General features: G+C 71.2%; 21 protein-coding genes. 12 read left to right on the top strand and 9 right to left on the bottom strand.

Features of this window, described 5'->3' with window-relative positions; all coding sequences use genetic code 11:
- The first annotated feature begins 34 nt into the window (after positions 1–34).
- The 4 genes from AC07DO_RS07495 to AC07DO_RS07510 all read left to right on the top strand — a co-directional run bounded on the left by AC07DO_RS07495 (position 35) and on the right by AC07DO_RS07510 (position 3,370).
- A complete protein-coding gene (locus AC07DO_RS07495; protein ID WP_479057709.1) occupies positions 35–478 on the top strand; it encodes a DUF3093 domain-containing protein in 444 nt (147 codons plus the stop codon).
- A gap of 15 nt (positions 479–493) precedes the next feature.
- Positions 494–1,660, top strand: a complete 1,167-nt coding sequence (locus AC07DO_RS07500; protein ID WP_479057710.1) for a diaminopropionate ammonia-lyase — start codon at positions 494–496, stop codon at positions 1,658–1,660.
- A 322-nt stretch (positions 1,661–1,982) separates the two neighbouring features.
- The gene (locus AC07DO_RS07505; RefSeq protein ID WP_479057711.1) at positions 1,983–2,423 is read left to right on the top strand and encodes an SSI family serine proteinase inhibitor; all 441 of its coding nucleotides are present in this window, start codon (positions 1,983–1,985) and stop codon (positions 2,421–2,423) included.
- Between the two features lie 224 nt (positions 2,424–2,647).
- A complete protein-coding gene (locus tag AC07DO_RS07510; protein ID WP_479058554.1) occupies positions 2,648–3,370 on the top strand; it encodes a cupin domain-containing protein in 723 nt (240 codons plus the stop codon).
- Here AC07DO_RS07510 and AC07DO_RS07515 read toward each other — a convergent pair.
- Together AC07DO_RS07515 and AC07DO_RS07520 are read right to left on the bottom strand one after the other, a co-directional pair.
- Positions 3,355–3,777, bottom strand: coding sequence for a YunG family protein (locus AC07DO_RS07515; protein ID WP_479057712.1), 423 nt, complete (start codon positions 3,775–3,777; stop codon positions 3,355–3,357). The two genes, AC07DO_RS07510 and AC07DO_RS07515, sit on opposite strands and share 16 nt — an antisense overlap.
- Positions 3,778–3,807: 30 nt before the next feature.
- On the bottom strand, positions 3,808–5,028 hold the full coding sequence (locus AC07DO_RS07520) for a CaiB/BaiF CoA transferase family protein (RefSeq protein ID WP_479057713.1): 1,221 nt from the start codon (positions 5,026–5,028) through the stop codon (positions 3,808–3,810).
- Positions 5,029–5,151: 123 nt separating this feature from the next.
- On the opposite strand from AC07DO_RS07520, the gene AC07DO_RS07525 reads away from it, so the two are divergent.
- On the top strand, positions 5,152–5,658 hold the full coding sequence (locus tag AC07DO_RS07525) for a GNAT family N-acetyltransferase (protein ID WP_479057714.1): 507 nt from the start codon (positions 5,152–5,154) through the stop codon (positions 5,656–5,658).
- A gap of 19 nt (positions 5,659–5,677) precedes the next feature.
- Here AC07DO_RS07525 and AC07DO_RS07530 read toward each other — a convergent pair whose 3' ends face one another.
- Both AC07DO_RS07530 and AC07DO_RS07535 read right to left on the bottom strand, forming a co-directional pair.
- Positions 5,678–6,553 carry a TauD/TfdA dioxygenase family protein gene (locus AC07DO_RS07530; RefSeq protein ID WP_479058556.1) on the bottom strand — a complete coding sequence of 292 codons (876 nt, stop codon included), beginning with the start codon at positions 6,551–6,553 and terminating at the stop codon, positions 5,678–5,680.
- A gap of 264 nt (positions 6,554–6,817) precedes the next feature.
- Complete coding sequence (locus AC07DO_RS07535; protein WP_479057715.1) at positions 6,818–7,699, bottom strand: SAM-dependent methyltransferase; 882 nt, start codon at positions 7,697–7,699, stop codon at positions 6,818–6,820.
- A 308-nt stretch (positions 7,700–8,007) separates the two neighbouring features.
- Here AC07DO_RS07535 and lpdA point away from each other — a divergent pair, with 308 nt between their 5' ends.
- Together lpdA and AC07DO_RS07545 are read left to right on the top strand one after the other, a co-directional pair.
- Positions 8,008–9,411: a dihydrolipoyl dehydrogenase gene (gene lpdA / locus AC07DO_RS07540; protein ID WP_479057716.1), complete on the top strand. Its 1,404-nt coding sequence runs from the start codon at positions 8,008–8,010 to the stop codon at positions 9,409–9,411.
- A 140-nt stretch (positions 9,412–9,551) separates the two neighbouring features.
- Positions 9,552–11,720 carry an MMPL family transporter gene (locus AC07DO_RS07545; RefSeq protein WP_479057717.1) on the top strand — a complete coding sequence of 723 codons (2,169 nt, stop codon included), beginning with the start codon at positions 9,552–9,554 and terminating at the stop codon, positions 11,718–11,720.
- A gap of 19 nt (positions 11,721–11,739) precedes the next feature.
- On the opposite strand, the gene AC07DO_RS07550 is transcribed toward AC07DO_RS07545, so the two are convergent.
- On the bottom strand, positions 11,740–13,044 hold the full coding sequence (locus AC07DO_RS07550) for an MFS transporter (RefSeq protein ID WP_479057718.1): 1,305 nt from the start codon (positions 13,042–13,044) through the stop codon (positions 11,740–11,742).
- The gene (locus AC07DO_RS07555; RefSeq protein ID WP_479057719.1) at positions 13,041–14,300 is read right to left on the bottom strand and encodes an LLM class flavin-dependent oxidoreductase; all 1,260 of its coding nucleotides are present in this window, start codon (positions 14,298–14,300) and stop codon (positions 13,041–13,043) included. The genes AC07DO_RS07550 and AC07DO_RS07555 overlap by 4 nt, the downstream gene beginning before the upstream one ends.
- A 424-nt stretch (positions 14,301–14,724) precedes the next feature.
- Between AC07DO_RS07555 and AC07DO_RS07560 the strand changes: the two genes are divergently transcribed.
- Positions 14,725–16,257 carry an MFS transporter gene (locus tag AC07DO_RS07560; protein WP_479057720.1) on the top strand — a complete coding sequence of 511 codons (1,533 nt, stop codon included), beginning with the start codon at positions 14,725–14,727 and terminating at the stop codon, positions 16,255–16,257.
- A 29-nt stretch (positions 16,258–16,286) separates the two neighbouring features.
- Here the strand turns inward: AC07DO_RS07560 and AC07DO_RS07565 are convergent, their stop codons facing one another.
- Positions 16,287–18,347 carry a pectinesterase family protein gene (locus tag AC07DO_RS07565; protein WP_479057721.1) on the bottom strand — a complete coding sequence of 687 codons (2,061 nt, stop codon included), beginning with the start codon at positions 18,345–18,347 and terminating at the stop codon, positions 16,287–16,289.
- Between the two features lie 200 nt (positions 18,348–18,547).
- Between AC07DO_RS07565 and AC07DO_RS07570 the strand changes: the two genes are divergently transcribed.
- Together AC07DO_RS07570 and AC07DO_RS07575 are read left to right on the top strand one after the other, a co-directional pair.
- Positions 18,548–18,964 carry a YciI family protein gene (locus tag AC07DO_RS07570; protein WP_268769216.1) on the top strand — a complete coding sequence of 139 codons (417 nt, stop codon included), beginning with the start codon at positions 18,548–18,550 and terminating at the stop codon, positions 18,962–18,964.
- Positions 18,965–19,001: 37 nt separating this feature from the next.
- Positions 19,002–20,234 carry an RNA polymerase sigma factor gene (locus AC07DO_RS07575; protein WP_479057722.1) on the top strand — a complete coding sequence of 411 codons (1,233 nt, stop codon included), beginning with the start codon at positions 19,002–19,004 and terminating at the stop codon, positions 20,232–20,234.
- On the opposite strand, the gene AC07DO_RS07580 is transcribed toward AC07DO_RS07575, so the two are convergent.
- Positions 20,204–21,136 (bottom strand): LysR family transcriptional regulator, encoded by a 933-nt coding sequence (locus AC07DO_RS07580; RefSeq protein WP_479057723.1) that lies wholly within the window; start codon positions 21,134–21,136, stop codon positions 20,204–20,206. The genes AC07DO_RS07575 and AC07DO_RS07580 overlap by 31 nt on opposite strands.
- A 200-nt stretch (positions 21,137–21,336) precedes the next feature.
- Here AC07DO_RS07580 and AC07DO_RS07585 point away from each other — a divergent pair, with 200 nt between their 5' ends.
- Together AC07DO_RS07585 and AC07DO_RS07590 are read left to right on the top strand one after the other, a co-directional pair.
- Positions 21,337–22,092, top strand: coding sequence for a sulfite exporter TauE/SafE family protein (locus tag AC07DO_RS07585; protein WP_479057724.1), 756 nt, complete (start codon positions 21,337–21,339; stop codon positions 22,090–22,092).
- Between the two features lie 244 nt (positions 22,093–22,336).
- A complete protein-coding gene (locus AC07DO_RS07590; protein ID WP_479057725.1) occupies positions 22,337–22,621 on the top strand; it encodes a plasmid mobilization protein in 285 nt (94 codons plus the stop codon).
- Between the two features lie 21 nt (positions 22,622–22,642).
- On the opposite strand, the gene asnB is transcribed toward AC07DO_RS07590, so the two are convergent.
- Positions 22,643–24,484 carry an asparagine synthase (glutamine-hydrolyzing) gene (gene asnB / locus AC07DO_RS07595; protein ID WP_479057726.1) on the bottom strand — a complete coding sequence of 614 codons (1,842 nt, stop codon included), beginning with the start codon at positions 24,482–24,484 and terminating at the stop codon, positions 22,643–22,645.
- Positions 24,485–24,609 lie beyond the last annotated feature (125 nt).

The raw sequence follows: 24,609 nt of genomic DNA on the forward strand, positions 1-24,609 counted from the left end.
CGGTCGCCGAGCGGTTGCCTGCCAGGATGCGGTCATGCACATCTATGAAGAGCGGCTGAGCGTCCCCCGCTCCTGGTGGGGGCTGGTCGCCCTCGGCGGAGCGGGGCTGGCCGTGGCGGCGATCCCCTTCGGTGCGCTCGCCGCGGTGGTCGCGGCCGCGCTCGGCATCGCGGTCTCCGCCACGCTGGTGCACCTGCACGGCAGGGTGCGCATCCTGGTCACGCCGGGGTCCCTCGTCGTCGGCAAGCGGGTCATCCCCATCGAGGCGCTGGGTGCGACGGAGATCCTCGACGAACGGGAGGCCTTCGAGTGGCGCACGGCCAGGGCGAACCCGTACGCGCTGTTGCTCCTGCGCTCCTACGTCCCCACCGCGCTCCGCATCGAGCTGCCCGACGCCTGGGGCGGCGCGCCGTACGTCTATGTGTCGACGCGGCAGCCGATGAACCTGGCAGCCGTGCTGGCGTTCTCCCGGGGCTGACCGCACGCTGGTGCCGTGACGGATCAAGAGAACGACATCTCCGCGGCCGAACCCCTCTCCCCGCTTCCCTCACCCCTCCCCTGGTACGCGCGGCCCGCCGCGCGCGCGTGGACCTGCGCCGCTCCCCCGCCGGACGCCCGCGCGTTCCACACGTCACTGCCCGGGTACGCACCCACCGGGCTGCGTGAACTGCCTCGGCTCGCCGCGGAGTTGGCGGTGGGCAGGGTTTTCGTGAAGGACGAGTCCTCTCGGTTCGGCCTGCCCGCGTTCAAGGCGCTCGGCGCGTCCTGGGCGATCGACCGGATCCTTGCGTGTGCCGCGCACCGCACGCCGGGGGCCACCGGCACGCGGACACTGCGGTTCGTCACCGCGACCGACGGCAATCACGGCCGGGCCGTGGCCCGGATGGCCCGGCAACTGGGCAGGCGCGCCCATGTCTTCGTGCCCGAAGGGGTGCATCCGGCCGCCGTGGCCGCCATCGAGGGGGAGGGCGCCGAGGTCACGGCGGTGGCCGGGTCGTACGACGCGGCGGTGGGCGAGGCGCGGGCCGCGGCGGCGGCGCCGGACGCGGTGCTCGTCCAGGACATGGCGTGGGACGGGTACGAGGAGATTCCGGCACTGGTCGTCGAGGGGTACGCGACCCTGTTCGCCGAGATCGACGCACAACTGGACGCGGCGGGTGCGCAGTCGCCCGCGCTGGTCGCCGTGCCCGTGGGCGTGGGGTCGCTCGCGCAGGCGGCGGTCACGCATTACCGCGGCAGGCCGACTGCGGGTCCGCGCGGCGGCCGCGGTGCGGGGCCCGTGCTGCTGTCGGTGGAACCCGTGGGCGCCGCCTGCGTACTGGCGAGCCTCCGCGCCGGCCGGCTCACACAGGTGCCGACCGGTACCACCGTCATGGCCGGGCTGAACTGCGGAACACCCTCCACCCTGGCCTGGCCGGTGCTCCGCGACGGCCTCGACGCGGCTGTCGCCGTCACCGACGCCGACAGCACGTCCGCCGTGCGCGACCTGGCGGCGCTGGGCGTCTCCGCCGGACCGTGCGGCGGCGCCTCCCTCGCCGGAGTACGCGCCGCCCTCACCGGAAGGGGCAGTGCCGAGCGCCGCGATGTTCTGGGGGTCGGACCCGACGCGACCGTCCTCCTGATCAGCACCGAGGGAGCAGCCGCCAATCCAGGGCTGTAGACCCCGAAATGCCAATGATTCGTATGGCCAACGGGCAATTCAACGATGATTTCCGGACGATACGAGTAGTCGAAGCAAGAACCAATTTTGCGTTTCCGCAGGTCAGACGTTGGTTTTCGGTTATACCATCACCTCTCGTCCACATGCTGGACAGGTGACAGGGGACCGCTCCCACCACCCCTGAGCTGCCCGAACGAGCGTACGGTCACCGCTCACCGGAACGCCACATCCGGAAATCGACCATCCGGATGGCAATCACTCTCCGCACCGGCAAGACTCCTCACCGCAGTCACCAACCGCATCGATCGAAGGAGAGTTCACCATGCGTCGCACCCTCAAGGCCGTAGGAGCAGCCGCGGCGGCGGCCACCTGCGTCCTCGCCGCGACGGCAGGCACCGCGCAGGCCGAGGCTCCGAAGGCGGAGAGCCTCTACGCACCGTCCGCCCTCGTGCTGACGGTCGGCCAGGGCGAGAACGCCGAATCCGCGGCGGTGGAGCGCGCCGTGACGCTCACCTGTGGGCCCCGTCCCGGGGGAACCCACCCGTCGGCGGCCGCGGCGTGCGCCGAACTCGCCAAGGTCAACGGTCAGTTCGCGCACCTCGTCGGCGCCTCGTCCGACGCCATCTGTACCAAGGAGTGGCGTCCGGTCACCGTGTCCGTCGCCGGTGTCTGGAACGGCAAGCACGTCAATTGGTCCAGCACCTTCGCCAACCAGTGCACGATGAAGGCGGGTCTCGGGGAGGGTGCAGCACTGACCTTCTGACGGGATCACAGACCCTGACCACACTCAGGGGAAGTCCCGGTGACCTTTCGTGGGGGAAGGCGGCCGGGACGCGGGGCGGCCCCCGGTGTCGGGCGACACCGGGGGCCGTAGTGTTTTCACCGGCCCCACCCTCATCGCAACAGCCGCACCACTGCCCCGGCTTCGACCCAGCCCCAGCGACGTCGCGAGGAGTCCAGGTGAACCAACCGCACCGAGCGCAAGCGATGCCCGTCCCGTACGAGGGACTCCCCGGCGGCATCGGTGTCTCACGGCTGAGCGTGTACGACTGGCCGGCCGCCGACGGCAGACGCGGCGGAACTCCCCATCTGCACCTGACCTGTTCGGAGGGGTACGCGGTCACCGGTGGGAGCGGAGCCGTGCAGACCCTGACCGCGGACGGTTTCCGCGAGACTCCGCTCTCCCCCGGCGCCCTGGTGTGGTTCACCCCCGGAACCATCCACCGCCTGGTCAACGACGGCGGACTCACCCTCCACGTCCTCATGCAGAACTGCGGGCTGCCCGAGGCCGGGGACGCCGTCCTGACGCTGCCTCCGGCGCTGCTCGACGCCCCCGAGACCTACCGCGCCGCCGTCGCCCTGCCCGCCGACGGGAGCGAGGCCGAGCTGGTGGCCGCTGCCCGGCACCGCCGCGACCTGGCCGTCGAGGGATTCACCGCGCTCCGCGAGGCGACCGAGGCGGGGGACCCGGAGCCGCTGGACGCCTTCCACCGTGCCGCCGTCGCCCTGGCCCGGCCGCTGGCCGCGGCGTGGCGGGAGCGCTGGCGTGCCGGTGCGGCCGCCGCGGCGGAGACGACCGGCGCCCAGCTCGACCGGCTGGAGCGCGGCGACGCCGGCTATCTGGCCCGGGCGACGGTGCGGGCCGAACAGCCCGCGGCCCGCGGCCGGTTCGGGATGTGCGGGCGGCTGGACGTCTACGACGTGGCGTGAGCGGGCACCGGCCGCACACCTCTGCCGCGTTCGGCGAGTCTGTGGAGCACCCGGACGCGCAGCCGTTCGTACTCCTCGCGGCAGTGGCGGATCTCCGGCGGCCGGGTGACGGCGACGCCCTCGGTGAGGTTCTCGCCCGGCCGGAACTGATCGCGGGTCAGGTCGATGTCGAGTCCCGAGTCCAGGCGGTTCCACCAGTGGTAGCCCGTGCGCACCCCGTCGACGTGCACCTCGGCGCGGATCAGCTCGCCGCCCAGCAGGTCGTTCAGGACGAGCGCGGTGACGCCGCACTGATTCCGCTCGGGGTTGTCCGGCTGCCAGGTCTCACCGGAGCGGGGGTCGGCCGTGTCCGCTCCCCAACTGCCCCGCAGCGCCGTCTCGATGTCGGTCAGTCGCAGTGGTGTCATGCCCGACACCCTCGCACCCGCCACTGACAATCACGCGTCGTCCCTGGTCACGGCCGCCCGCACCACCCCACGTCCGACCGCCTCTTCGACCGCCCGCTCGTCGAACCCCCGGGCCGCGAGCACTTCCCGCGTGTCCGCTCCGGCGCTCCGCACCTCGGCCCGCACCGAGGCCGGCGTGCGGGACAGGGAGACGGGCGAGGCGAGCCCGCGGTAGTCGCCGTCCTCGACGACGAGGCCGCGGTGGCGCACCTGCGGTGCGGTGAGTGCCTCGGCGACGTCGTGCACGGGCGAGGCCGGGATGCCGCGTGCCGTGAGGAGCGCGGTGAGCTCGGCGCGGGGCCGGTCCTCGATGGCCTTCGCCAGCTCGGCGCGCAGCTCCCGCTGGTGGCGTACGCGGTCCGGGTTGGTGCGGAAGCGCGGATCCCGGGCCAGCGCGGGCACGTCGAGTACGTCCGTGAGCGCCCCGAACTGCCGGTCGTTGCCGACGGCGACGAAGAGTGGCCCGTCGGCGGCGGCGAAGGCGTCGTAGGGAGCGATGCTGGGGTGCGCGGAGCCGGTGCGGCGCGGCACGGTGCCGTCGGCGAGCCACGACGCGGAGTGCGGGTGGAGCAGGCTGATCACGGTGTCCAGGAGAGTGCAGTCGACGAGCTGGCCGAGTCCCGAGCGGTGGCGTTCGTGCAGGGCCAGCAGGATGCCGGAGAAGGCGAGGATGCCGGTGACCTGGTCGACGACCGGCACGCCGACGCGCAACGGCGGTCCCTCCGCCTCGCCGTTGACGCTCATGAGGCCGCCGTAGGCCTGGAGGACCGCGTCGTATCCGGGCTGCCCGCCGAGCGGCCCTTCGGTCCCGAAGCCGGTGACACGGCAGTGGACGAGGGCGGGAAAGCGGCGGCGCAACTCCTCGTCCGGGTAACCCCACTTGGCGAGCGTGCCCGCCTTGAAGTTCTCCACGAGCACGTCGGTGCCGAGCAGGAGGGTGCCGAGGATGTCGCGTCCCTCGGGGACGGACAGGTCGACGACGATGTTCTTCTTGCCCCGGTTGAGGTTCCGGTAGTAGGCGGAGGTGTCCGGCGCGACGAACGGCGGGCCCCAGCCGCGGGTTTCGTCACCGGCGGGGGGTTCGACCTTGATGACGTCGGCCCCGTGGTCGGCGAGCAGCTGGGCGCAGTAGGGTCCGGCGAGGACGCGGGACAGGTCGAGCACCTTGACTCCGGCGAGGGCGCCGCCGTGCGTGCCGGGGGGTTGTGTCATCAGCTGCTCCCAGTTCCGTCGAGTGCGCACGTACGACTGCCGCGTCCGATGTGCGCGAGGCTAGGAGCCGCAAGATCGGCCGGTCAAGGGTGGCTCGGTGCAGCGGGTCGGCACAATGCACTCATGATCCCCACCGATATCCGCACGTCCCGGCTCGATCTCGTACCGCTGCGCGTCGAGCACGCCGACGACATGGCCGCCGTGCTCGGCGATCCGTCGTTGCACACCTTCATCGGCGGCGCACCCGACGACGTCGAGGCGTTGCGCGCCCGCTACCGCCGGATGCTCGCCGGCTCCCCCGACCCCGGTGTCTCCTGGTGCAACTGGGTGCTGCGGCTCCGTGCCGAGGACCGCCCGGGCCTGGTCGGGACGGTGCAGGCGACGGTCGCTCCGGAGGGCCTCGCGGAGATCGCCTGGGTGGTCGGGACGCCGTGGCAGGGGCGCGGTCTCGCGTCGGAGGCGGCCCATGGACTCGTGGAGTGGCTGGCGGAGCGGCAGGTGCGTACGGTCGTGGCGCACGTGCATCCCGACCACGCGGCGTCCGCGGCCGTGGCGAGGTCGGCGGGGCTCGCCGCCACCGATGTGGTCCGGGCCGGCGAGATCCGCTGGGAGGCGAAGCTCGGGGCCTGAGCCCCGGCCCCCGACCGGCTCAGTACGGCAGGTCGCCCGCGATCGCGACGCGCTCCGCGACCCGCCGGTGCGGGGCGTAGTCGTCGACGGCGTAGTGCTGTGTGGCGCGGTTGTCCCAGAAGGCGACGTCGCCCGCCTGCCAGCGGAACCGCACCTGGTACTCCGGTACGTGGGCCTGCCGCACGAGGTAGCCGAGGAGCCGGTCGCTCTCCTCGCGTTCCATGCCGACGATGTGCGTGGTGAAGGACGTGTTCACGAAGAGCATGCGCCGCCCGGTCTCCGGGTGCGTGCGCACCACGGGGTGGGTGACGGGCGGGAAGCGGTCCTGGAGCGGAGCGAGCCGGTCCGGGCCGTAGAAGCGGGCGAAGCCGGGGATGAAGTCGTGCACGGCACGGGCGCCGTCGATGCGTGCCTTGACGGTGTCGGGAAGGTTGTCGTACGCCGCCGCCATGTCCGCCCACATCGTGTCGCCGCCGAACGGCGGCACCTCGTGGAGCTGCAACACGGCACCCAGCGCGGGCCGTTCGCGGAAGGTGACGTCCGCGTGCCAGACGTTCTCGTAGGTGGGAGTGGCGCTGCCGCCCTTGTCGAAGCGGACGACGTCGTCGGCGGAGCCGCGCGCGAGCAGCGGATTGGTCTCGAGGTCGCCCCAGTTGAGGGCGAAGGCGCGCTGCTGCTCGGAGGTGATGCGGGCGCCGCGGAAGAACAGGACCTTCCACTCCAGCAGGGCGCGGTTCAGCTCCTCGCGCAGGGCGGGCGTCAGCGGGCGGGCCAGGTCGACGCCGCGGATCTCGGCGCCTATGACGCGGCCCTGGGGCACGACGTCGAAGAGCTCGTACGGGCGCTCCTGCCAGTCCTCGGGCAGGCGGCGCAGGGTACGGCGGCCCTCGTACATGCCGTCGGTGGGGACGCGCGCTTCGCGCAGGGTGGTGGTGGGGTGGGGCTGGGGTGCGACAGTCATCGGGTCTGATCCTTCGGATGCGGGAGCGGACGGGCGGGGTGGCGCGGAGCAGGGCTCCGTACAGCCGGCGGAGCAGGGCTCCGTACAGCTAGCGGCCCGACCGCTCGCACCCGCGCCGCCACGGGACGTTGAACGTCCGTGCGGCGGCGGTCAGGTGCTGGATCATGATCGTCATTGTGGGACGTCGGTCCCTCCAGGTCAACCGTTCCGTTGCGGCTTGCGCAGCACTCCGCCGTACTCGTAGATCCCCTTGTTGGCGGCGGTCACTCCGAGGTAGGGCTCGAGGTCCGCGTCGACCGGCTCCAGGGCCGGCTGGCCGGGATCGGGCCGCCAGTCGACGAGGTTGACGACGCCGGGCTCCACGGGCTCAAGACCTTCGAGGAGGACGTCGACCTCGGCGGGCGTGCGGGTCTGCCACGGCACGCCGCCGCCGGCGATGTGCTCGGTCATCGCCGCGCCCCGGACCGGGTCCTCGCAGATGACCTGCGAGAAGCCGACGAAGCTGCCGGGCGCCGCGCGGTCGATGACGGTGCGCAGGACGCGGTGCGGGTCGTCGGCGTCGACGAGGTGATGCCCGACGGACAGGAAGAGCGTGGCGACCGGCTCGTCGAAGTCGATGAGGCGCGCCACGTCGGGGTGGTTCAGGATGGTGTCCTGGTCCCGCATGTCCCCCATGACGACCGTGGTGGAGGAGTCGTCGGCGAGCAGCGCGCGGCCGTGTGCGAGGACGATCGGGTCGATGTCCACGTAGACGACGCGGGCGTCGGGTGCGAAGCGCTGGGCGACCTGGTGGACGTTGTTGTCGGTGGGAAGGCCGCAGCCCATGTCGATGAACTGGCGGATGCCCCGCTCGCGCGTCAGATGGCGCACCGCGCGGTAGAGGAACTGGCGGTTCTGCCGGCAGATGTCGACGACCTCGGGGAACGAGGGCACGGTGGAGAGGATGAACTTCCGGTCGATCTCGTAGTTGTCCTTGCCGCCCAGCATCCAGCCGTAGCCGCGTGCCGAGGTCGGGACGTCGTAGGGGATGGACGGGTTGGACGGCCCGGACACCGTCTCGGACTGGTTGTCGCTCGCCACTGCGCGCTCTCCACCTCTCCCGCGGGATTCACGGAACGTGTTCCTTCTCGCGACACTATCCGGTGATCCACGTTCGGGTGAACGGACCGCGGAATCTTCAACGCACGTGCAGCTGACGGTGGTTGGCGGCATCTCCGGCTCCTGTCCCCTCCTCCGCCCGGCCCCCGTCCGGTCACCCGCCCGCCGCGGAGCTCCGTCGAGACCTGTGGTGTGCCTCACCCGCCGACCACCCGGGCCCGCGCATGACGGATGATCGGGGCAGAGCCATCCGCACCACCGGATCCGTACCACCCAGAGAGGACCTCCCCATGGAAGACCGCTTCGACGTCGTCGTACTCGGAGCAGGACCCGGCGGCTATGTGGCCGCCATCCGCGCCGCCCAGCTGGGCAAGCGGGTAGCGGTCGTCGAGGAGAAGTACTGGGGCGGTGTCTGCCTCAACGTCGGCTGTATCCCGACGAAGGCCCTGCTGCGCAACGCCGAGCTGGCCCACCTCTTCACGCACGAGCAGAAGACGTACGGCATCAAGGTCGACGGGCAGGTCTCCTTCGACTACGGCGAGGCGTTCAGCCGCAGCCGCACGGTCGCGGACGGCCGGGTCAAGGGCGTCCACTTCCTGATGAAGAAGAACGGCATCACGGAGTTCGACGGCCGGGGCACGTTCGTGGACGCGAACACGCTGCAGGTCGCGAAGTCCGACGGCACGACCGCCACGATCGGCTTCGAGAACTGCATCATCGCCACCGGCGCCACGCCCCGGCTGCTGCCCGGCACGAGCCGCAGCGAGCGCGTGGTGACGTACGAGGAGCAGATCCTCGCCGACTCGCTGCCGCGGTCCATCGTGATCGCGGGCGCCGGCGCCATCGGCATCGAGTTCGCGTACGTCCTGCACAACTACGGCGTGAAGGTCACGATCGTCGAGTTTCTCGACCGTGTCGCGCCGCTGGAGGACGCGGACGTCTCCAAGGAGCTGGCGAAGCAGTACCGCAAGCTCGGCATCGACGTGCTGACCTCGACGCGCGTCGAGTCGATCGACGAGTCCGGCGAGCAGGTCCGGGTCACAGTCACGGGCAAGGACGGCAAGCAGCAGGTCCTGGAGGCGGACAAGGTCCTCCAGGCGATCGGTTTCGCGCCGAACGTGTCCGGCTTCGGCCTGGAGGCGACGGGCGTGGCGCTCACCGAGCGCGGCGCGATCGAGGTCGACGGCCGCTGCCGTACGAACGTCCCGCACATCTACGCCATCGGCGACGTCACCGCGAAGCTGATGCTCGCGCACACCGCCGAGGCCATGGGTGTGGTGGCCGCGGAGACCCTCGCGGACGCCGAGACGATGGAACTCGACTACCCGATGATCCCGCGCGCGACGTACTCGCAGCCGCAGATCGCCAGCTTCGGCTGGACGGAGGCGCAGGCCAAGGAGAAGGGCTTCGACGTCAAGGTCGCGAAGTTCCCGTTCCAGGCGAACGGCAAGGCGCACGGACTGGGCGACACGGTCGGCTTTGTGAAGATCATCAGCGATGACAAGTACGGCGAGATCATCGGCGCGCACCTGATCGGCCCCGACGTCACCGAGCTGCTGCCGGAGCTCACCCTGGCCCAGCAGTGGGACCTCACCGTCCACGAGGTGGCGCGCAACGTCCATGCGCACCCGACCCTCGGTGAGGCCGTCAAGGAAGCGGTGCACGGCCTGGCCGGACACATGATCAACTTCTGATCGGCGATCCGCGCCACGGGCGCCCCGCCGCGGTCACGAGTGGCCTGAAACGAGTCACTCGGGTGGCGGGGCCGTCCGCTCCGGTTGATCCTGGGCGGAACACGACTGTTTGCCTCGGGGGCGAGGAGAGGCAGTAGCCGATGTTCGCAGGCCTGGGTCGATTCGTGGTGCGCCGCCCCTGGTGGATCATCCTGGCGTGGGTGATCGCGGCGGGCGCCGTGATCTCGCTGGCGCCGAAGCTCACCTCCAGCAGCGACGAGGCGAGTTTCCTCCCGGACCACTACGAGTCCATTCGCGCGGCCGACGTCCAGGAGAAGGACTTCCCCAAGCAGCAGAACGTCGGCGCGATCATCGTCTTCCAGCGCTCCGACGGCGGGAAGCTGACGGCCGCCGACTCCGCCGACGTGGCGCGCGTCTCCAAGGATCTGCAGAACCGGAAGATCCCCGAGGTGCAGGCCGTCGTGCCGGGCGAGGTCTCGCCCAACAAGCAGGTGCGGACCTCCGTCGTCGCCATGCCGAAGATCACCGACCCCGAGGACACCGCGCAGCAGGACGCCGTCAAGCAGTTGCGCGACGACCTCGGTCCTGAGCTGAAGGGCACGGACCTCTCCGCGGGGATCACCGGCTCCGCGGCGCAGGCGCTCGACGAGAGCGACGCCTCGAAGAAGGCGGGGCTGCTCGTCGGCGTCGGCACGATCGTGATCATCGTCGTGCTGCTGCTCGTGATCTTCCGCAGCCCCATCATCGCGCTGCTGCCCGTCGTCCTCATCGGTCTGATCTCGCCGATGGCGACCGGTCTGATCGCCTCCGCCAACAAGGCCTTCGACATGAAGGCCGACTCGTCCATCCAGGAGCTGCTGACCGTCGTCCTGTTCGGCGTCGGCACGGACTACATCCTGTTCCTGCTCTTCCGCTACCGGGAGGCGCTGCGCGCGGGCGAGGATCCCAAGAGCGGCATGGTGCACGCCGTGGAGCGGGTCGGCGAGGCGATCACGTCGGCGGCCGGCGCGGTCATCGTCGCCTTCGCCGCGCTGACGCTGTCCTCGCTCGGCATGCTGCGGTCGATGGGTCCCGCCCTGGCCATCGCGGTGTTCGTGACGCTGCTCGCCGGTCTCACCCTCGTTCCTGCGGTGGTGTCGCTCCTCGGCACGAAGGTGTTCTGGCCGTCCAAGACCTGGCAACGGGAGCCGCAGGGCACGGGATTCGCCAAGCTCGGCGCGTCCATCGCCCGCAAGCCGGCCGTATGGGCGCTGGTGTCCGCGCTGTTCATGGGCGCCCTCACGCTGGGCGCGCTCGGCTACAAGGCCAACTTCGACCTGGCCGGGTCCTCGCTGCCCAAGGACAAGGAGTCGATGGTCGCCCTGGACGACCTCCAGAAGGGCTTCCCGGCGGGCAGCACCGACCCGACGTCGGTGTACCTCACCTCCACGAACGGCACACGGGTGGCGGAGCCGCGGGCCGCCGCCTTCCGCAAGCGGCTCGCCGACGTCCGCGGGGTGGGCGAGGTGGCGGCGCCGCGGCTGAGCCCGGACCGTACGACGGCCTCGTACTCCGTGATCCTCTCGGACCCGCCCGCCTCCGACAAGGCCCTGGAGACGGTCAAGGACCGGCTGCGCCCCGCCGCGCACGAGGACGCGCCGTCCGGCACGGAGGCGCTGGTCGGCGGCACCACGGCCGTGTACGTCGACATCAACAAGGCGGTCGACCGCGACTACTCGGTGGTCTTCCCGGTGGCCGCGCTCGCCATCATGGTGATCCTCGGGCTGCTGCTGCACAGTTTGGTCGCACCCTGGTACCTGATGCTGTCCGTGGCGCTCGGCTTCGGCGCGACGCTCGGCGCGACCTCTCTGATCTTCCAGCGGATCGGCAGCCAGCCGGGCCTGATGTTCATGCTGCCCGTGATCATGTACTTGTTCGTGGTCGCGCTCGGCACGGACTACAACATCCTCATGGTGTCGCGGCTGCGCGAGGAGGCCCGTGAGGGGCGTTCCCCGCACGACGCGGCGGGCACGGCGGTGCGCCACTCGGGGCCGACGATCGGTTCGGCCGGCGTGATCCTCGCGGGTACGTTCGCGACGCTGATGCTCGCGGGCAACTCGACGCTCTCCCAGATGGGTTTCTCGCTCTCCTTCGGCATCCTCGTCGCCGCGTTCGTCATGGCGATGATCTTCACCCCGGCGCTGACGGCGCTCATCGGGCACGCGGCGTGGTGGCCGGGGCACGGGGACGAGAAGCGGAACGGGCGGGGCGGGGCGGCGGTTTCGTCGCCGGACGAGGAGGCCGCGAGCGGCGCGACGCGCGCCCGGTAGGCCCTCGGGGAAGCCGGTTTCAGGCGGTCTCCGTCGCTGATTCGGGCGTCCCCGCCGCAGCCGTAGGGGACGAAGTCCCCGCCGGCTCCGCCCGTACGATCCCCGTCAGCGTCCCGCTCAGCGCCACGCACACCACGCCCGCGCCGACGGCCAGGCACACCTCGGCCACCCCGAACCCGGCCGCGGCCGCGGTGACGGCGGCCGCTCCAAGAGGTCCGAGCGAGTAGTGCGTGGTCCAGAAAGCGGCGGTGACCCGCCCGAGCAGGTGGCCCGGCGTCACCTCCTGCCGCAGCGACATGGAGCAGATCCCGGCGACGCCGGTGGCCAACAGCATGGTCGCCGAGAGCGCGCCGATCACCGGCACGCTCCCGGTCAGCCCGAGACAGGCGACGGCGATGCCGGCGAGCGTGACGGCGCCGATCCAACTCGGCCCGAAGCCGAGGCCCTTGCGCAACCGGGCGACCAGGAAGGAGGCGAGGAACGTACCGATCGTGCCCGCGCTCAGCACATAGCCCACCGTGCCGTCGCCGTGGCCGAGGTCCTCCTTGATCCGGAAGATGATCACGTCGGTCATGCCGTGCGTGAGGAAGATGAACAGGGACAGCAGCACGGTCAGCGGGCGCAGCACGGGGTGCGCCCACAGGAAGCGGAAGCCGGCGAGGAACTCACCGCGGACACCGCCGCGTCCGGCGCCCCGCCGCTGCTCCTGCCCTCTCTCCCCGGCCGGCCGCGGGGTCGGCCGCAGCTTGACGAGGAGGAGTCCGGCGGCCGACACGGCGAACGTCGCGGCGTCGATGCCGATGGCGGCCACGGGCCCGAACGCCGCCGCGACGAGGCCGGCGAGAGTGGGCCCGCCGGCCGTCGCCACCGCGTAGGAGCCGTACAGGTGGGCGTTGGCCTTGATGATCTGGCCGGGCTCCACGATGGCGGGCACCACCGTCACGTACGTCACCTGGAAGAGCATCGCGAAGCCACCGGTGAGCGGAACGACCGTGTAGATCAGCCACATCGGGGTCGCGAAGACCCAGACCAGCGGGATCAGCGCGTACAGCAGACAGCGCGCCACGTCGGAGAGCATCAGGAGCCTGCGCCGGTCGAACCGGTCGGCGATCACACCGGCGAAGAGTCCGGTGACGATCGACGCGGCGCCCGTCAGGCCGGTGACGAGACCCATCTGGACGACCGAGCCGGTGCTGTGCAGCACGAGCAGCGGGATGGCCACGAACGAGAACGAGTCCCCGAGGGCGGAGAGCGTCTGGATGACGAGGAAGATGCGGTAGTTGCGGTTGCCCCACAGCGAGGTCGCCGGCGCCGGGTCGGTCACCGCTGCCCGCCCGCGCGTTCCGCGGCCAGCGCGTCGGTGACCGCCTTGCGGCCGGCTTCCCGGAACACCCGCTCGTTCGCGTCGACTTCGTGCACCCAGGCGCGGTGCACCCGCACCGTACGGGCCTCGCCCGCGAGCCCTTCCCGCACTCCCTCTTCCAGGGCCGCGGCGAGACCGGGGTCGAGGACGTCCGTGCCGAGGGAGTTGAGGAAGGCGTACGTGGCCGGCTCGCGTTCCAGGTCGAGGGTGACCCGGGCCCAGCCTCCGCAGCCGGTCCGGTTGCCGGCGGTGGCGGTCCGCCGGACCGGGAGCTCCCGCCGCGCCAGATCGGCGGCCCGGGCGGCCAGTTCGTACTGGGTGCGCCAATCGCTCTCGGGGAAGCTGAGGACGAGCCTGTCGACGCCCGCTCGTGCGAACTCGACGATCTTCTCGGCGGCCCGCTCCGGCGTACCGTCGACCGGCATCGCGGACGCCCGTTCGGCATCGATGCCGTAGCGGCGCGGCACCGTCGGGGCGGGCGGCTCGTGTCGCGCGCGCGTTCCGGGGGCGACGAGGGTGGACGGGACGGCGACGCTCACCGCGGGCCGGACGACGCGGCCCGTCTCGGCGCTCAGTTCGGCGAGGCGGGGCAGCACGCGGGCGACGTACGCGGGAGAGGCGAGGTTCGGGAACCAGGCGCCGTGCCGGACGGCGCGCCGCAGGTCGGCGTCCGATTCGCCGCCGATGAGGAAGGGCGGCCGGTTCACGCGCGGCCTGAGGGTGAGCCCGGCGGCGACGCCGACCTCGGTCGGGCAGGCGACGAGCAGGCTTCGGAGCTGCTCCAGCGCGCGGTCCGTCCGCTCGTCGCGCTCCTCGTACGGCACTCCGGCCGCTGCCCACACGGGCGGGTCGGGCGGGCCTCCGCGCCACTGCGCCCAGGCGCTTCCTCCGGTGTCGGCGCCGACCAACAGCCGCCCTTCGGAGAGGTACTGGAGGCTCTGGAGCTGCTGGGCGAGGTGGGCGACCGGGTGGGCGGGGACCGTCAGGACGCCGTAGCCGAGCTTGACGCGGGTGGTGACCGCGGCGGCCGCGGCGAGCGTGACCGTCGCGTCCAGCATCGGAATGCGCCCGGTCAGATGGCCGCTCGCCCACACGGACTCGAACCCGAGCTCCTCCGCCCCGCGGGCCGCCGCGGCGATCTCCCCCGCCTGCCCCTGCCCTTCCGCGTGCAGCACCGGCAGGAACACCCCGATGTCGACGGCCACTGTCTCCCCCATTCCCGATCCAGGATCCCGGTCCAGGGGGTGAACGTTAGCGCGAGTTGCCTTTTCGTGAAAAGTGTGAGCACAGCAACCACCTTCGCCGGCCCGGTCATTGCTCACAGCCGAAGCGAAAATGCAAGTGGAATCCATAAAGCCGTCAAAAGTCGGTGGCCTAGGAAAGCGAGCGAAAAGTCAAGTCACCCGACAGGTCTGCCGGAATTTGTTTTTTGCGGCCCCGACCAGCGGTTTTGGAGTGTTAGTGTTTTTACTTGTCCCGAGCCGGGCCGCATTTGCACCGGCGCACCGCTCGGATTGCGCTGCGGCGCACCACCCCTTCGCGGTGGCCGCCGTCGCCCCTCACGCCGGAATGGAAGAAGGCCTTCCAGGTCTGATTCCCGTTCCGACGGAATGTGTCCACGTCTCGTCCTGGAGCTCTTTCATGTCTGCTGACAGCACGGCTGTCACCACACCCTCGCCCGCGGACACCGCCGCCGCGCCGCCCGGCGGCCGCCGGCACCTCGGCCTCGCCCTGTTCGTCATCGCCGCGGCCCAGCTCATGGTGGTGCTCGACGGCACCATCACCAACATCGCGCTGCCCAGCATCCAGACCGCGCTCGACGTGTCCGACGCGAATCTGGCCTGGATCGTCAACTCCTACGCGCTGGCCTTCGGCGGGCTGCTGCTGCTCGGCGGCCGGGCCGGGGACCTCTTCGGCCGCAGGCTGATGTTCCAGGTCGGCATCGCCCTGTTCACGCTGGCCTCGCTGCTCGGCGGGCTCGCCCCGAACGAGAGCCTGCTCATCGGCGCGCGCGTCCTGCAAGGTGTCGGTGCGGCCGTCGCCGCGCCCAGCGCGCTCTCCCTGATCGCCACCACGTTCCCCGAGGGCAAGCCGCGCAACAGGGCGATGGGCGTCTACGCCGCCATGGCGGGCATCGGCGCCACCGTCGGTCTGCTGCTCGGCGGCGTCCTCACCGACGCCCTCGACTGGCGGTGGGTGTTCTTCGTGAACATCCCCATCGGCCTGGCCGTCCTCGCCGGGACGAAGACGCTGGTCGAGGCGGAGCGCCACCCCGGCCGGCTCGACCTGCCGGGCACCGTCACCGGCACGGGCGGTCTGATCGCCCTGGTCTACGGCATCACCCGGGGCGGCGAGCACGGCTGGACCGGCGGCCTGACCCTGTCCTGCTTCGCCGTCGCCGCCGTGCTGCTCGCCGCCTTCCTCGTCATCCAGGGCCGGACGGCGAACCCGATGATGCCGCTACGGCTCTTCAAGGACCGCAACCGCTCCGGGTCCTTCGCCACGATGCTGTTCATCGGCGCCGGCATGATCGCCACCTTCTACTTCCTCACCCTCTACATGCAGCTGATCCTCGGCTACAGCGCGGTCGAGACCGGCTTCGCCAACCTGCCGTTCAGCCTGGGCATGGGGGTCGCCGCCGCGCTCAGCGCCAAGCTGGTGACGCGTCTGGCACCGCGCGCGATCGCCGGGCCCGGCCTGCTCGTGGCGGCAGGCGGCATGTTCTGGTTCGCCACACTGACCCCGGACTCGTCGTACACCGGGCACCTGATGCCCGCGATGTTCGTCACCGCCCTCGGTCTCGGCATGGGCTTCGTCCCGATGACGCTGGGCGCGGTCAGCGGCGTCGAGCACCAGGACACGGGCATCGCCTCCGCGCTCCTGAACACCGCCCAGCAGATCGGTGGCGCCCTGGGCCTCGCCGTCCTCGCGACCGTCTCCACCTCGGCGGCCGACGACCGGCTGCCCGACGCGGCCGCCTCGCTCTACCGCGGCCTGGCCACGGAGGACCACGGCCTGGTGGCCAGGGCGGCCGACGCCCTGACCCACGGCTACACGCTGGCGTTCGTCGGCGCGGGGATCATGTTCCTTGCCGGTCTCGCCGTCACCGCGCTGGCCATCAACGCCCGCAAGCAGGAGACGGCCGAGGGCGCGGCACCGGTCCACATGGGGTGAACCCCCTGCTGTAGCAGCCGAGTTCGGCTCTACGGCGTCCAGTCCCCGAGCCAGTCGGCACTCCCCTGGCTCGCGGCCTGGGCGTCCGTCAGGTGCGGGCGGTCCCCACTGGGGCCGCCCGCACCCGGACCGCTGTTCCGGTACTCGGCGAAGCGGTCGTCCTTCCAGGAGAAGCCGCCCATGTCCGTCCAGGGGGCCGGCTTGACCGCGGCGCCGAGCACGGTGTCGCGGACCGTCGTCTGCGGGTCCAGGGTCGCGTCGCCGCCCGCGTGCCAGGGGCGGCCGAGGTGGAAGCTCCGCGCGGACACGTCGCCGTTGACCGTGGAGCGGGTGATGAGGAAGCCCTTGCGGCCCGCGGCCGTGCTGGGGGCGGTGACGTAACCGGCCGATGTGCCGTTCCAGCGCTTCTTCAGGGTGAGGACCGACTTGTCGATCACCGCGGTGGCACGGCCGAAGACGAAGTCGGTGTTGCCGACGACGTAGGAGTTGGTCATGTGGACGCGGCCCTGCCTGTCCTTGCCCGCCGTGTCGAGGAGCAGGGTGTCCTGGTCGCCGCTGACGATGAGCGAGTCGAGGCGGACGCGGTCGGCGGCGGTGCGCAGCGCGACCGCCTGGTGCCCGTCCACGCCCTGGTTCCGGGCCTCGTCGAAGTCGTTGGAGACGGTGAGGTTGCGGGCCGTGAAGTCGTCGGCCTCGACGGCGAAGGTGGCGCTGCCGCTCGTGCCGTACGTCCCCGAGCCGTCCGGCTTTCGTGTCCCCGCGGCGTTGCCGAAGACGATGACGGTGTCCTTGCGGCTCGCGCCCGTGCCCTCGACCGTGACGTGCGGCTTGTCCGCAGGGACCTTGACCGTCTCGCGGTAGGTGCCGGGCGCGACGCGGATCACGACGCGCGAGGGGTTGCCCGCGGGCACGGCGTCCACGGCCTTCTGCACGCTCGTGTACCGGCCGCTGCCGTCCTTGGCGACGGTGAGGGTGCGGTCGGCGCGGGCACCGGCCGTCGTGCCGAGCGAACTCCTCGGCCCCGCGCCGGACTTGAGGAGCGCCGGTACGTCGGCCGCCTTGTCCAGGGTGTACTTGTAGTACGTCGTGGGGTCGAAGGCCGTGCCGCCGCTCTCGTTGCGGCCGCTCGTCCCGGAGAACACGTTGCCGCGCTGGACGAGGGCTGCGGTGCTGTCCTTGATGACCGGGTTGTTGACGCCCTTGAAGTAGCTGTTCTCCAGGACCATCTTCGTCCTGCCGCGCGCGTAGTTGCCGTAGGACGAGGTGATGTCGGTGCCCGCGTCGTCCTGGAGGTAGTTGTTGTAGAGGTGCGCGTGGGCGACGTTGTCCGTGGAAGGGTTGCGCTGCTCGGTCTCCCGGAACCAGTTGTGGTGGATCGTGAGGTCGGCGGTGGCGTTCTCGGTCCAGCCGATCCCGAACGTCTTGTTGTTGTCGCTCAGCCTGTTCCAGGACACCGTCACGTGGGTGGTGTCCTTGCGGCTGTCGATGAGGCCGTCGGCCATGTGCCGCAGGTCGTTGTGGTCGATCCACACGTGGTGCGCGCCGTCCATCTGGACGGCGTCCCAGTCGTGCTCCTTGTCGTTCCAGGTGCCCTGGTAGGAATCCCGGACCGTGAGGTTCCGGATGATCACGTTGTGCACGCCCGGGCCGAGGAAGAAGCCGCCGCCGACGATCTGTCCCGCCGTTCCCGCGCCCACGATCGTCTTGTCCGAGGCGACCTTGATCTCCTTGCCCTTGGGATCCATCGTGATCGTCCCGGCCACGACGATCACGTAGGGCTCCGAGGCGGTCGCGTATTTCTCCAGGTCGGCGAGGGTCCGCACGGTGACGGTCTTCCCGTCGCGCCCGCCGTACGTCCCCCTCTGCCCCTGCGCGTCGACCGACGCGAAGCCGTCGGCGGTGTCGTCGGCCCAGGCCGGCGCGGCGGCGGGTGCCGCCGCGGCCGCCGCGCGGGGCTCCGCGTCCTCGCCGAACGCCCCGAAAGCCGTGCCGTAGGCCATGGCTCCCGCGGCGGCGACGGCCAGCGGGGCACCGATCGCCAGAGCCGTCCTCCTTCTGCGGTGCCGCGCCTTGCCGTGGAGCTCTCTCATGCGTCGCTTCCCATCTGTACGGACGTGGGGGGACTGCCCGTGTCCGGTGGACCGGGCCGCTGATCAGTCGCCGCCGAGGACAGGGAAGGTTGCCCGCCGATAATATTTCTTCCGCGGAGTGTCGAGAACGCGTCGCGTGCGCCGACGTCCCCTGTGAGAGGCGCCCGCACGGGGTGACCGCGCAGCCGAGGAGCGAAGTCATGAAGTATCTGGTGATGGTCCAGGGTTCGCAGGCCGACTACGAAGCGATGTCCGGCAAGCCGTCCGCGGACAGCCCGGCCTGGAGCGAGAAGGAACTGCAGGCGATGTTCGCCTTCATGAGCGAGCTCAACAACGACCTCGCCGAGTCCGGTGAGCTCGTCGACGGGCAGGGACTCACCGAGCCCGCGCAGACCCGGTTCGTCAGCCGGGACAAGGACGGCCGCCCGGTGATCACGGACGGGCCCTACGGCGAGACGAAGGAGGTGCTCGCCGGGTACTGGGTCCTCGACTGCGAGAGCCTGGAGCGGGTCACCGAGATCGCCCTGCGCATCAGCGAGTGCCCCGCCCCCGAGGGCGTCGTCGACCCGCCCGTCGTGATCCGCCCCATCCAGGACGCCTCGGGGGGCGAGTGCTGAGACACACGGGGCACGCGGTGAGACGTACGAGCGCGTCATGAGACCCACGCCCCGGATCGAGGATCTGCTGCGCCTGCACGCGCCGCAGGTCCTCGGCGCGCTCGTCCGCCGGTACGGCCACTTCGGCGCCGCCGAGGACGCCGTGCAGGAAGCGCTCCTCGCGGCCGCGCGGCAGTGGCCCGACCAGGGCGTGCCGGACAACCCGCGCGGCTGGCTGATCAAGGTCGCCTCGCGCCGCCTCACGGACCAGCTGCGCGCCGACGAGGCACGGCGGCGGCGCGAGGAGGACGCGGCGCGGCTGACTCCGCGGGACGCGTTCACCGCTCCCCCGCCGGGCGAGAGCCGCGCCCCCGCGGACGACGACACGCTCACGCTGCTGTTCCTGTGCTGCCGCCCCGAGCTGACCGCCACGGCGCAGGTCGCCCTGACACTGCGGGCCGTCGGCGGCCTGACCACGGCCGAGATCGCCCGCGCGCACCTCGTGCCCGAGGCGACCATGGCGCAGCGGATCAGCCGCGCGAAGGCCAAGATCAAGGGGGTGCCGTTCCGGCAGCCCGGCCCCGCTGACCGCGACGCACGGCTCGCCGTCGTCCTCCAAGTGCTCTACCTGATCTTCAACGAGGGGTATACGGCCACCTCCGGCGACGCCCTGCACCGAGCCGATCTCGCCCGCGAGGCGATCCGTCTGACGCGTTCGGTACGTCGCCTGCTGCCCCAGGAGGGATCGGTGACGGGCCTGCTCGCGCTGATGCTGCTCACCGAGGCCCGCAGTGCCGCGCGGACCGGGCCGCACGGCGAGCTGATCCCCCTCGACGAGCAGGACCGCACCCGCTGGGACCGGCGGGCGATCGCCGAGGGCACGGCACTCGTCGAAGAGGCACTGTCCCAAGGCCCGCCCGGGGCCTACCAGTTGCAGGCGGCCGTCGCGGCCCTGCACGACGAGGCGGCCGACGCGGACGCCACCGACTGGCCGCAGATCCTCGCCCTGTACGACGTTCTCGTGCGCCTCACCCTCGAGCCCATGGCCGAGCTGGGGCGGGCCGTCGCCCACGCGATGGTCCACGGGCCGCAGGCAGGACTCAAGGAACTGGAGTCGCTCGAGGACGAGTTGAGGGGTCACTACCGCCTCGAAGCCGTCCGCGCCCATCTCCTGGAGCGGGCGGGAGACACCGAACGCGCCCGCGCCGCCTACCGGTCGGCGGCCCGGGGCACGCTCAGCCGCCCCGAAGCCCACTACCTTCAGACGCGCGCCGCCAGACTGGCACCCTGAACCGGCACCCACCCTGGCGGTGCGCAGTGCCCGGCGATGGTGTCGGCGAAAGCGCGGGCCAGCGGGCTCAGCGCGTCCCATCGGCGCACCGCCCACCCCACCGGCAACGGCGGCAGCTCCGGCACCGGCACGAGACGGAGGCCCGGGGGCCCGCACTCGCGCCAGCCCGGCAGCAGCGGCACGACGGCCTGCCCGAGCCCGAGCTCCGCGAGGAGGACGGCGGTGTCCCAGTCGGCGACGCTGGTGACGGCCGGCAGCACCACGTCCAGCTCACCGAGGCGCACATCGAGCCAAACGCGGGACGTCGCCCCCTCCGGCGGCGTGATGAGCTGCGCCGCGGCCAGTTCGGCGGGCTCGACGCGTGGTCGCCCGGCGAGCGGATCGTCGGCGCGGACGGCGAGGACCCAGGGCAGTTCCACGACGGGCCGCTGCTCGATGCCGCGCACGGGCTCGCCGACGGTGATCCACGCGAGGTCGAGGTGGTCGGCGGCGAGGGCCTCGAAACAGCTGCGGCTGGAGCTCATGGTCTGGAACTCCAGGCTGACGCGCGGGTAGCGGTCCCGGAAGTCGACGACGGCCTCGGCCATGAAGTGCCGTACGGAGGTGGCCCCCGTGGTGATCCGCACCGTGCCGCCCTCACCGCGCACCTGCTCCTTGAGGCGGCGTACGGCGAGATCGATGCCGCCGATCCCGTCCGCAGCGGCGGCTTGCAGGATCCGCCCGGCCGAGGTGGGGACGACACCCCGCGCCTGCCGCTCCAGAAGACTCACGCCGAGCTCCCGCTCCAGGCGTTTGACGTGCTGGCTCACGGCGGACTGCGTACAGGACAGCTCACGGGCGACGGCACTGAGGCTGCCCGCGCGGCACACGGCGATGAAGATCCGAAGGTCGTCGAGGGTCACAACCGATGAAGTTATCCCTTGGGGGGATGCAAGGAAACCCGAGGATTGACTGGGGTTTTGACCGTGCACCAAGATCGATGGAGCCCGGGCGGCGACCCGGCGACGGGCGTCGACCCGGGGCCACGGCGGGACAACCGAACACCCGGAACATCAGGCACAGTGCACATCCAGAACATCAGGCACATCGGGAAAGGTGACGCGTGGAAGCGCTCGAAATGGTGGCCGTAGGTGCCGCCGGTGTCGCGGCCGGCGGGCTCAACGCGGTGGTCGGGTCCGGCACCCTCATCACCTTCCCCACACTGCTGGCCTTCGGCTTCCCACCGGTGCTCGCCAACGTGTCGAACAACCTCGGCCTCGTGCCGGGCACCCTGAGCGCCGCGTACGGCTACCGCCGGGAGATGAAGGGCCAGTTCAGGCGTCTCGTGCGGTTCGGCGCGGCCTCGCTCGTCGGAGGCCTGATCGGCGCGCTGCTCCTCCTGAAGCTCCCGGACGACGCCTTCCAGGCGGTGGTCCCCGCCCTCATTCTGAGCGCCTGCCTCCTGGTGCTGATACAGCCGTGGCTCACCCGCAGGCTCAGGAACCGCGAGGGCGGCGGCAGGACGGACGGCGGCATCCCGATGTGGTGCGGAGTCCTCGCCACCGGCGTCTACGGCGGCTACTTCGGGGCGGCTCAGGGTGTGCTGCTCATGGCCCTGTTCGGCACGTTCCTCCTGGACGACCTGCAGCGGCTCAACGCCGCGAAGAACGTGCTCGCGTCGATCGTCAACGGGGTCGCCGCCGTCGTCTTCATCGTGGTCGCGGACGTCGACTGGACGGCGGCCGGGCTGATCGCCGCAGGCTCGACAGTGGGCGGCCTGGTGGGCGCACGCTACGGGCGCAGGCTGCCGCCGTCGGTGATGCGGATCTTCATCGTGGTCGTGGGGACCACGGCTTCGATCATCATGCTCATTCAGTGACGGCCGGGGGTCGGGCACCCCTGCCGGGTGCCGCAGCTCACACGGATCACCCCCTCACCTCGGAACACTTCCCCATGGTTTATCGTTGAACATGATGTGGCCCCGACCGCGATTCCCCCGTCCGGTCGGGGTCACATCCCTTTCACGCCACCCTCATGAGGGCGCCTTCCCCGGTTTTCACGCCTTCGAGGGCGAATATGCCATCCGTAGCGCGTCACACACGCCCGGGCGGCATCATGCGTCCATGGACGGTGCCAAGCCTGTGCAGGTCTTGTTCACGCCCGACGAGTACGCCGCGATCCTGCGCCATGCGGACCGCCTCGGGGTGCCGGTGGCCGAGTTCATCCGCCGCGCGGTGACCGTCAGGGCCGAGGAGCCGCCCGGCCCGTGCCAGACGTCCGACACCCGGCGCGGGGCTTCCGTACCGCCCGTCCAGCGGGGCCTAGGCCCGGACGGAACGCCGGCGCTCCGACGGTTCCTCGACACCCTCGCCGCCTCGGCGGACTCCGAGGACCAGCACGGCCGGTGACCGGGAGGGGCAGCGCGTGGATCAGGTGAGAACGATCTCCGGACGGTAGATGTCCAGCCAGAGCGCCAGGTCGAGCGTCCGCTCGAGCCCGCGCCGCGAGGCCTGGGTGATCTGCGGCGCCTCGTGCCCGGCGGCCCGCGCGGCCTGTTCCCTGTCCACCAGGTCGAAGACGGGGTGCCCTGGCCGCGCGAGCAGATCCTTGACGTGCCCCTGGAGCGCGACGGCGTACTCGGGGTCCTGGGTGGAGGGGTACGGGCTCTTCACCCGGTCGTACACCGAGCGCGGCAGCACGTCGGCGGTCGCCTCGCGCAGCAGGCTCTTCTCCCTGCCGTCGAAGGACTTCAGCGCCCAGGGCGCGTTGTAGACGTACTCCACCAGTCGATGGTCGCAGAACGGCACGCGCACCTCGAGGCCCACCGCCATGCTGGCGCGGTCCTTGCGGTCGAGCAGGACGCGGACGAACCGGGTCAGGTGCAGATACGAGATCTTCCGCATCCGGAACTCGAAGTCGCTCTCGCCGTCCAGGCGGCGGATGCCGGTGACGGCTCCCGCGTAGCTCTCCTTGACGAAGGCGGGCAGGTCGAGCGCGTCGGTCACGTCGGGGCGCAGGATGCCGGCGTCGTCCCCGAAGTGGTCGGCGAACCGCACCAGCCAGGGGAAGGTGTCGGCCGTGCGCGCCGCTTCGTCGAAGAACTGCAGGTAGCCGCCGAAGATTTCGTCCGCCGACTCCCCGGACAGCGCCACCGTGGAGTGCTCGCGGATGGCGCGGAAGAGGAGGTAGAGGGAGGCGTCCATGTCGCCGAAGCCCATGGGGATGTCCCGGGCGCGGATCATCCTGGCGCGCACGTCCGGGTCCGCGAGGGCGTGGGAGTCCAGGACGATGTCGCGGTGGTCGGTGCCCGCCGACTTCGCGACGTCGTGGACGTAGGGGGTGTCGGGCGTGCCGCGCAGTTCGTCGGCGACGAAGTTGTCGGCCTGGCCGACGAAGTCGACGGCGAAACTGCGGACCGTCTCACCGGCCTCGGCGAGTTGGCGGGCTGCGATCGCCGTCATCGCCGAGGAGTCGAGGCCGCCGGAGAGCAGCGTGCAGCGCGGCACGTCCGAGACGAGCTGACGGCGCACGATGTCGTCGAGGAGTTCGCGGACCCCGGCGACGGTGGCGTCGCGGTCGTCGGTGTGCGGGCGGGTCTCCAGGGACCAGTACACGTGCCGGCGCAGACCGGATCGGTCCACCGTGACGACGGTGCCGGGCTCGACCTCGTTCATGCCGTCCCACACGGCGTGACCGGGCGTCTTGACGAGGGCGAACACTTCCCTGAGTCCGTCCAGGACGACCCTGCGCCGTGCGAGCGGGTTGGCGAGGATCGCCTTGGGTTCGGAGCCGAACAGGACGCCGTCGGGCGTCTCGTAGTAGTAGAAGGGCTTGATGCCCATGCGGTCGCGGATCATGACGAGCCTGTCGTGGCGGGCGTCCCAGATCGCGAAGGCGTACATGCCGTTCAGCCGCTCGGCGAGGGCCTCGCCCCATTCGAGATAGCTGCGCAGGACGACCTCGGTGTCGGACTCGGTGGTGAAACGGTGGCCGCGGCCCGTCAGTTCGCGGCGGAGCTCGGTGAAGTTGTACGTCTCACCCGAGTAGACGAGGGCGACCGTGCCCTGCGGTGTCTCGACGCTCATGGGCTGGCGTCCGCCGGGCAGGTCGATGATCGCGAGCCGTCGGTGCCCGAGCGCGGCGGGCCCGTGGGACCAGGTGCCGCGGTCGTCGGGCCCGCGGCAGGACATCGTCTCCGTCATGGCGTCCAAGGTGGTGGACTCGGCCGTCAGATCACGGTCGAAGGAGACCCAGCCGGTGATGCCGCACATGCGCATTCCTTCCGCTCGCCGAACTAGATGTAACTAGCATCTATGCCTGCAGCGTGCTCCTGCGCCTGCGTACGGTCAATGCCGCCCATGGGCGGCACACTCCGGCGACCCCGGCGATTTCGGCC

It is taken from the genome of Streptomyces sp. NPDC045678 (assembly GCF_056432085.1).

Excerpts from the sequence above, each read along its gene's own strand:
- AC07DO_RS07495 (WP_479057709.1), top strand. The coding sequence starts at position 35 with ATGCACATCTATGAAGAGCGGCTGAGCGTCCCCCGCTCCTGGTGGGGG.
- AC07DO_RS07505 (WP_479057711.1), top strand. The coding sequence starts at position 1,983 with ATGCGTCGCACCCTCAAGGCCGTAGGAGCAGCCGCGGCGGCGGCCACC.
- AC07DO_RS07510 (WP_479058554.1), top strand. The coding sequence starts at position 2,648 with ATGCCCGTCCCGTACGAGGGACTCCCCGGCGGCATCGGTGTCTCACGG.
- AC07DO_RS07515 (WP_479057712.1), bottom strand. The coding sequence starts at position 3,777 with ATGACACCACTGCGACTGACCGACATCGAGACGGCGCTGCGGGGCAGT.
- AC07DO_RS07520 (WP_479057713.1), bottom strand. The coding sequence starts at position 5,028 with ATGACACAACCCCCCGGCACGCACGGCGGCGCCCTCGCCGGAGTCAAG.
- AC07DO_RS07525 (WP_479057714.1), top strand. The coding sequence starts at position 5,152 with ATGATCCCCACCGATATCCGCACGTCCCGGCTCGATCTCGTACCGCTG.
- AC07DO_RS07530 (WP_479058556.1), bottom strand. The coding sequence starts at position 6,553 with ATGTACGAGGGCCGCCGTACCCTGCGCCGCCTGCCCGAGGACTGGCAG.
- lpdA (WP_479057716.1), top strand. The coding sequence starts at position 8,008 with ATGGAAGACCGCTTCGACGTCGTCGTACTCGGAGCAGGACCCGGCGGC.
- AC07DO_RS07545 (WP_479057717.1), top strand. The coding sequence starts at position 9,552 with ATGTTCGCAGGCCTGGGTCGATTCGTGGTGCGCCGCCCCTGGTGGATC.
- AC07DO_RS07555 (WP_479057719.1), bottom strand. The coding sequence starts at position 14,300 with ATGGGGGAGACAGTGGCCGTCGACATCGGGGTGTTCCTGCCGGTGCTG.
- AC07DO_RS07560 (WP_479057720.1), top strand. The coding sequence starts at position 14,725 with ATGTCTGCTGACAGCACGGCTGTCACCACACCCTCGCCCGCGGACACC.
- AC07DO_RS07565 (WP_479057721.1), bottom strand. The coding sequence starts at position 18,347 with ATGAGAGAGCTCCACGGCAAGGCGCGGCACCGCAGAAGGAGGACGGCT.
- AC07DO_RS07570 (WP_268769216.1), top strand. The coding sequence starts at position 18,548 with ATGAAGTATCTGGTGATGGTCCAGGGTTCGCAGGCCGACTACGAAGCG.
- AC07DO_RS07575 (WP_479057722.1), top strand. The coding sequence starts at position 19,002 with ATGAGACCCACGCCCCGGATCGAGGATCTGCTGCGCCTGCACGCGCCG.
- AC07DO_RS07590 (WP_479057725.1), top strand. The coding sequence starts at position 22,337 with ATGGACGGTGCCAAGCCTGTGCAGGTCTTGTTCACGCCCGACGAGTAC.
- asnB (WP_479057726.1), bottom strand. The coding sequence starts at position 24,484 with ATGTGCGGCATCACCGGCTGGGTCTCCTTCGACCGTGATCTGACGGCC.